The following is a 6,430-nucleotide window of genomic DNA, read 5'->3' on the forward strand; positions in this document are numbered from 1 at the left end:
GCGGAGAACAATAAAACAGCGCGCAATACACCGCAATACACAGAGGAGACCCCGGCACCACACGGTACCGGGGCCTCCCCGTACTTTTATGTCAGCTTTTACGTCAGCGAATCACGCTATTTAAGCCAGCGAAATCAAATCCTGGTAATCCTTCGACCACAGGTCCTCCACCGCATCCGGCAGAAGCAACACACGCTCGGGGTCGAGTGCCTCCACGGCGCCCTCATCGTGAGAAACCATCACAATGGCGCCCTGATACGCCTTCAGCGCGTTCAGAATCTCCTCACGCGAGGCGGGGTCCAGGTTGTTGGTCGGCTCATCCAGCAGCAGCACGTTCGCGCTCGACGCCACCAGGGTCGCCAGCGACAGACGGGTCTTCTCGCCACCGGAGAGCACGCCGGCGGGCTTATCCACGTCGTCGCCGGAGAACAGGAACGAACCCAAAATCGTGCGCACGCGGGTATCATCCAGATCCGGGGCGGCAGACTTCATGTTCTCAAAGACGGTGCGGTCGCCATCCAGGATTTCGTGTTCCTGCGCAAAATAGCCCAGCTTCGCGCCGTGACCGTACACAACCTCGCCCGTATCAGGCTGAGTCGAACCCGCCAGCATGCGCAGCAAAGTGGTCTTACCCGCACCGTTCAGGCCCAGCACCACCACGCGCGAACCACGGTCAATGGCAAGGTCAACATCCGTGAAAATCTCCAACGAACCATACGACTTGGACAGACCCTGCGCAGACAGCGGAGTCTTACCGCACGGCGCCGGATCCGGGAAGCGAATCGCCGCAACCTTATCGCTCTGACGCTCCTCCTCCAGGCCGCGCAGAAGCTTCTCAGCACGCTTAATCATCTGCTGAGCCGCAACAGCCTTCGTCGCCTTCGCGCGCATCTTATTCGCCTGCTCCATCAGAGCGTTCGCCTTCTTCTGCGCATTCGCACGCTCACGCTTGCGGCGGTGCTCATCCTGCTCACGCTGAGTCAGGTAGTTCTTCCAGCCCATGTTGTACTGGTCAATCACGCAGCGGTTCGCGTCCAGGTAGAAGACGCGGTTGACGACCAGCTCCATGAGGTCGACGTCGTGGCTGATAACCATCAGACCGCCGGAGAAGTTCTTCAAGAAGTCACGCAGCCACATGATCGAGTCGGCATCCAGGTGGTTGGTCGGCTCATCCAGCAACATGGTGTCTGCGTTCGAGAAGAGAATACGCGCCAGCTCCACGCGGCGACGCTGACCACCCGAGAGAGTAGACAGCGGCTGGGCGAGCACGCGCTCCGGCAAATCCAGGTTGGAGGTGATGACCGCCGCCTCCGACTCGGCCGCGTACCCACCGCCGGCGATAAACTCTGCCTCCAGGCGGTCGTAACGGCGCATGCCCTTAGCGCGCACCGCCGGGTCCTCGCTCGCCATGTCCTCCTGCGCCTGACGCATCTTGCGCGCCACACCGTCCAGGCCACGCGCCGAAAGGATGCGGTCACGAGCCAGCTGGCTCATGTCGTCCACCTTCGGGTCCTGCGGAAGGTAACCGATAGTGCCGCTGCGGGTCACCGTACCGTCAGCGGGCAGGGTCAGACCGGCAAGCACCTTAGTCATAGTGGTCTTGCCGGCACCGTTACGGCCCACCAGACCAATCTTGTCGCCCTTATCGATGCGGAAGGTGACCTCTTCCATGAGCAGGCGCGCGCCTGCACGCAATTCGAGGTTCTGTACAGCAATCATGGGTGCCTTTCCGGATGGCGGTCTGGTGTGTGGGCTAGTAGTGCTCGGTAGGCGGGATTTGCCGGGTTAGAAGCGGCGAGCGCGCGGAGCACCTCATCAATTTTAGTGCAGGTGTGCCGAGTGCGCATGTGGGGCACCTTTTGTTTTCATGGTGTGCGGTGTACTATACATACCGGACATCATTCATAGAACATTGTTCAAAAACTGGGTTGTGACAAGCAGTCAACCACCGCTACCCTCAACTCTGTAGAAAAATCTGCAGAGCAATACGTATCAAAGGAGTACCACCCCAATGACCGATTCCGTGCGCGAATCATCCCAGGCAACCCAAGCAGCCCAGGCCTCCCCGGCACCGCGCCGTAACGTAGCGGCGAAGACTTCCCTCGCCACCGACCTCTCCCTCATCGCAGTGTTCGCGGGCTTCATCGCCGCGCTCGCAATCATGCCCGCCGTCAGCCTGGGCGGCGTTGCGGTTCCCTTCACCTTCCAGACCCTCGGCATTTACATCACTGCTCAGGTTCTCGGTGGCAAGCGCGCCACCGCCTCCGTGGCGCTGTACCTGCTGGTTGGTTTCGCGGGTCTGCCCATCTTCGCTAAGGGTGGCGCCGGTTTGGGTACGCTCGCCTCCCCGAGTGCCGGATACCTGCTCGGCTTCCTGCCCTTCGCCGCTATTGCCGGCACCCTCGCCTACCTGTTCACCCGCAACACCCGCTCGGTTGGTGCGACCTTCCTCATGGCTCTGGTCGCGAACTTCTGCGGTTTTGTGGTTCTGACCGCCTGCGGTATCGCCGGTATGATGGTGAACGCCCATATGACTTTTGATGCTGCGTTCAGCGCGGCAATGGTGTTTGTTCCCTGGGATCTGGTGAAGTCCACGATTGCGGTTCTGGTTGGCCTGTCGGTACGCCGCGCCTTCCCGTCCCTGGCTTCTGCCCAGCGTTAAAGGCACACGATGTGCCGCACGAGAGGATAGCTATGTTTTTTCGCCGCTCCACGCGCCAGAACGCACCGCAACAGGTGCAGGGCGAACAGACGGTGAGCGCCTCTACCAGCATGCCCGCCCTCGAGCTTGAATCGGTGAGTGTTTTCACCGAGCTGCCCGAAGGCGGGCATCGCCGTATCCTCAAGGATGTGAGCCTGCAGTTCACGGCAAAACGCACCGCGGTGCTGGGCCTGAATGGTAGCGGCAAGTCGACCCTGCTGGGGCTTTTTAACGGGCTCACCCACCCTGATGAGGGTATTGTGCGCGTAAACGGTGTAGATACCCTGGAGGCGCCGAGCCGCGGCTCGAAGGGTACGGGTTCTCACGCTGGTTCCCAGGGCGCTTTTGAGGGTGTAGGCATGCTCTTCGCCCAGCCGGAGGCGCAGCTGATTATGCCCACCGTCGCCGAAGATATTGACCTGAGTCTGCGCCGTGCCGCTGCTGTCGAGGGAAGCACCCTCAGCGGTGAGCAGCGCCGCGAACGAATTCGTGAACTGCTCCGCGAGCGCGGCATCGAGCGTCTGGTGGATCAGAGCGTTTTCACCCTCTCAGGAGGCGAAAAGCAGCTGGTTGCCCTCACCAGTGTGCTGGCGGCGCGCCCGCAGATTCTTCTGTTGGATGAGCCGACCACCCTGCTGGATTTGCGCAATCGCGCGCGGCTGCTCAAGCACCTGGAGTCGCTGGATCAGATGCTGGTGCTCAGCACGCACGATCTGGATTTGGCGGCGTCCTGCGATGAAGCCGTCATTATTCACGATGGGCGCCTGCTCGCCCAGGGGGATGCGGCGCAGCTGGTGCAGCAGTACCGCACATGGTGTGCCGAAGGGTTCCCCAACGAGGGCGCCACTGTCGAAGAGGCAGGAGGCGCGCATGAGCGCTAACACGCCGCGCGTGAATCCGCGCCCCGCCTCCCAGGGCTCCGATTTCAACCCCGGTACCCTGCTGGTGGGTTTCTACCAGCCGCTGAACACGCCGGTGCATCGGGCGCCGCTGTGGCTCAAGGGGGCGCTCTTCTTTGGCCTGTTCCTGCTGCTGGCGGTGACCGGCTGGCAGGTGGCGCTGGTGGCTTTGGTCGCGTCTACGCTGTGCGCCTTGTGGGCTGGTGTGCCCGCCTCCCAGCTGTGGCTGGTGGTTCGCACGCTGTCTCTGCTGCTACTGATTATGGTTGCCTACTACGTGTTCACGGGGCAGTATGCCTCCGGTGCGGACGCTATTGCGACCATGCTGACGGCTTTCTATGCGTCCCGCGCTCTGCTGGTGAGCACTCCCCTGCCGGTTCTGATTGACGGCTTTGTGTGGCTCTGTTCGCCGCTGCGTTTTGTGGGTCTGTCCCCCGAACGGCTGGGTCTGCTGATTGCGTTGATGGTCCGGTCGATTCCGGCGCTCATGGACCGCTGGGGTGCGTTGCGTCGCGCCGCGGTGGCGCGTAACCTGCCCAAACGCATGTACTGGCGACTGCTGATTCCGTGGGTTGTGCAGGCGGTGGATTACGCGACGGCGACCGCTAAGGCGTTGCGGGCGCGACACGTGGACGAGCTGAAATAGCGCAGCAGCGTAACGCTGTAACCACGAGCGGACCTGCATAAATACACGAAAAGGCGCAGATATGCGAAAAGGGCGGGGCGAACCGTGTAGGTTCACCCCGCCCCTGCTTTTAACTCACATTACTCAAGCGGTTTAGAACGGCTCGACAACTAGCGCCGCCGGGAGCTGCTCCCACCACAGGTACCAGTCGTGCTGACCGTAGAGCGCCTCCACGAGCTTGTCGAAGCCGCGGTAGACACGCACCGGCATCGCCGAGGAAACCATCGTGTGCTCGACCGCCAGGATCTCAGCATCACGGCGGGTCGTGACCGGTACCGGCGTGTAGAACTCGATAAAGTCCGAGGCAATAACAGCCGGGTAGGCGTCATCGCGTTCAAACCAGTAGCGGGCGATGGACAGCATCGCCTCGGGGCTGGGGCTGGAGTCCCACCCGCCGAAGGGCAGGTAGGCGAAGACCCCGGATACATCCCGGAGCGGCAGGTCCATGATTAGCAGTTCCGCGGCACGGTCAATGTCGGTAGCTTTGACCTTCTCATTGATGATGCCGGCGGTCAGTTCGAAGGGGTACTCCGCCTTCAACGGCGTGCCGATATCGTCTTCTCCGAGTTCGCCATTCTCCATGAGGCGGCGGTAGGTCTGCAGGTAGGCGCTCTCGTTCAGGTGCCGGAACGCCTCGTGCGCGGCAACTTCTACACCGACCTGGTCCAGGTAACGATGCTGGTCGGCGATGAGGTCGTGTGCGTACCGCTTGATGGTGTCGGCGGTGATGTTCTGCACGGGGGTTGAGGTGCGCAGGGAGACGTTATTCTCAATGGTCCCGAGCAGGGTCGGGTCGAGGGCAACCACGATGGGGGTTGTTCCCCGGTTCTTGCCCTCGTAAAGGTGTTCGAGGTATCGCCGGTTAAGTTCGGCTCGTGGGGCGCCGTGGCGGATTCGCTCGTGTGGGTAGGGGTACAAAGCGACGAAGCGCTCGTAGAGCTCTGCCATGGTGTTCTCCGATGTTTGGTTGCCCCCAGTTTAGCGCGTATTTTCGCGGAAAAATACGGGTTTTTGGAGGTTTTAGGAGGGCACGCAGGGCGGGTGATTTTTTCGTTTGATGAGTGTGTATCGGTGTGTGCTAAACACGCTTAAACTGCCTTAGTGTTGGGCGGTTTGCGAGCAGAATTTCACCAGAAAAAGTTAGAAATTTTTCGCCACCATATGAGATTTTGGGCGGGTTACGCCGGGCGGTACCAAAGGGTGCGATGGACACTTTCGCGGAGGTGCCGGGCGCCTCCAGCAGGGCTATCTTGAACCACAGATACGAGGCAGAACGGGCATCAAACCCACCACTTCTTGGGGAAAACACCCTGCATTCTTCTTCTGCGCGTCATATTTGACGTATTAAGGGTGTTTTGGGCGAGTTCCGCTACAGCTTCCCCACAGCTGGCGTAGAGTATTGGTACCAGCTACCGTTCCGTATCGGTTGAGCGCAACGTACCGGCACGGTGGCGGGTGCCGTGAACTCGCAGGAGTTCAAACCAACGGAGGTTCTCATGTCGAATAACTACTACAAAGAGATGGTTCGCCTGGCAGACAGCATCGCTGATAAGGCGCATGAGGGGCAGACTGACCGTAACGGCTGGCCCTACATCTCTCACCCCCGCCGTGTGGCTCTTGGGGCGCGTAAGCTTGCCTCTGAAATGGCTGCCGCCGTTCATCCCGATGTGTCTTTGGAAGAGCTGAAGACTGAGGCTCAGATTGTGGCGTTGCTACATGACACGGTGGAAGATACCGGCGTTTCTCTCGCGTACCTGGCGCGTCATTTTTCGGCGCGTATTGTGGATGCGATTGAGGCGTTGACTCGCCGCCCGGGTGAGTCGCGTGAGTCGTATCTGAGCCGGGTTCGTGTGAATGATTTGGCTCGTCTGGTGAAGCTTGCCGATATTGCGGATAATACTGACCCGCAGCGTTTGGCGCTTCTGGAGGAACCGACTCGTACCTGCCTCATGATCAAGTATGAGCACTCGCTGAAGCTGCTGCACCTGAACGACTAGGTAGACGGCTAAAAGCCTCGTCATCAGCTAACGTAAGGAACCCCCGCCTCCGCCGCATACACGGCACACGGAAGGCGGGGGTTCTTCTATGCATCGCTCCCTTATCGCGCAGATTTTAGCCATAAAAATGCCCGCCCGGTGCCGAAGG

At 60.5% G+C, this 6,430-nt stretch carries 6 protein-coding genes; 4 read left to right on the forward strand and 2 right to left on the reverse strand.

All coding sequences use genetic code 11. The features are described 5' to 3' along the window. Nucleotides 1-120 precede the first annotated feature (120 nt). Entirely contained in the window at nucleotides 121-1,719 is a 1,599-nt protein-coding gene (locus QZ540_RS07960) for an ABC-F family ATP-binding cassette domain-containing protein (RefSeq protein WP_294629029.1), read from the reverse strand. A gap of 292 nt (nucleotides 1,720-2,011) precedes the next feature. Between QZ540_RS07960 and QZ540_RS07965 the strand changes: the two genes are divergently transcribed. The 3 genes from QZ540_RS07965 to QZ540_RS07975 are packed head-to-tail and all read left to right on the forward strand — an operon-like array spanning nucleotide 2,012 to nucleotide 4,246. Beyond that, complete coding sequence (locus QZ540_RS07965; protein WP_294629031.1) at nucleotides 2,012-2,662, forward strand: biotin transporter BioY; 651 nt, start codon at nucleotides 2,012-2,014, stop codon at nucleotides 2,660-2,662. Nucleotides 2,663-2,694: 32 nt separating this feature from the next. After that, entirely contained in the window at nucleotides 2,695-3,582 is an 888-nt protein-coding gene (locus QZ540_RS07970) for an ABC transporter ATP-binding protein (protein WP_294629034.1), read from the forward strand. Continuing rightward, nucleotides 3,572-4,246, forward strand: a complete 675-nt coding sequence (locus QZ540_RS07975; RefSeq protein WP_294629036.1) for an energy-coupling factor transporter transmembrane protein EcfT — start codon at nucleotides 3,572-3,574, stop codon at nucleotides 4,244-4,246. Before QZ540_RS07970 ends, QZ540_RS07975 begins: the two co-directional genes overlap by 11 nt. Before the next feature lie 132 nt (nucleotides 4,247-4,378). Here the strand turns inward: QZ540_RS07975 and QZ540_RS07980 are convergent, their stop codons facing one another. Then, nucleotides 4,379-5,233 (reverse strand): DUF4253 domain-containing protein, encoded by an 855-nt coding sequence (locus QZ540_RS07980; protein WP_294629038.1) that lies wholly within the window; start codon nucleotides 5,231-5,233, stop codon nucleotides 4,379-4,381. A 548-nt stretch (nucleotides 5,234-5,781) separates the two neighbouring features. On the opposite strand from QZ540_RS07980, the gene QZ540_RS07985 reads away from it, so the two are divergent. Further along, a complete protein-coding gene (locus tag QZ540_RS07985; protein WP_294629040.1) occupies nucleotides 5,782-6,282 on the forward strand; it encodes an HD domain-containing protein in 501 nt (166 codons plus the stop codon). Nucleotides 6,283-6,430: the final 148 nt, after the last annotated feature.

This window comes from uncultured Rothia sp. (assembly GCF_916049665.1).
Taxonomy (GTDB): Bacteria; Actinomycetota; Actinomycetes; order Actinomycetales; family Micrococcaceae; genus Rothia.

What these genes read in the sequence shown, in the direction of transcription:
- QZ540_RS07960 (WP_294629029.1), bottom strand. Translation starts at nt 1,719, where the DNA reads ATGATTGCTGTACAGAACCTCGAATTGCGTGCAGGCGCGCGCCTGCTC.
- QZ540_RS07965 (WP_294629031.1), top strand. Translation starts at nt 2,012, where the DNA reads ATGACCGATTCCGTGCGCGAATCATCCCAGGCAACCCAAGCAGCCCAG.
- QZ540_RS07970 (WP_294629034.1), top strand. Translation starts at nt 2,695, where the DNA reads ATGTTTTTTCGCCGCTCCACGCGCCAGAACGCACCGCAACAGGTGCAG.
- QZ540_RS07975 (WP_294629036.1), top strand. Translation starts at nt 3,572, where the DNA reads ATGAGCGCTAACACGCCGCGCGTGAATCCGCGCCCCGCCTCCCAGGGC.
- QZ540_RS07980 (WP_294629038.1), bottom strand. Translation starts at nt 5,233, where the DNA reads ATGGCAGAGCTCTACGAGCGCTTCGTCGCTTTGTACCCCTACCCACAC.
- QZ540_RS07985 (WP_294629040.1), top strand. Translation starts at nt 5,782, where the DNA reads ATGTCGAATAACTACTACAAAGAGATGGTTCGCCTGGCAGACAGCATC.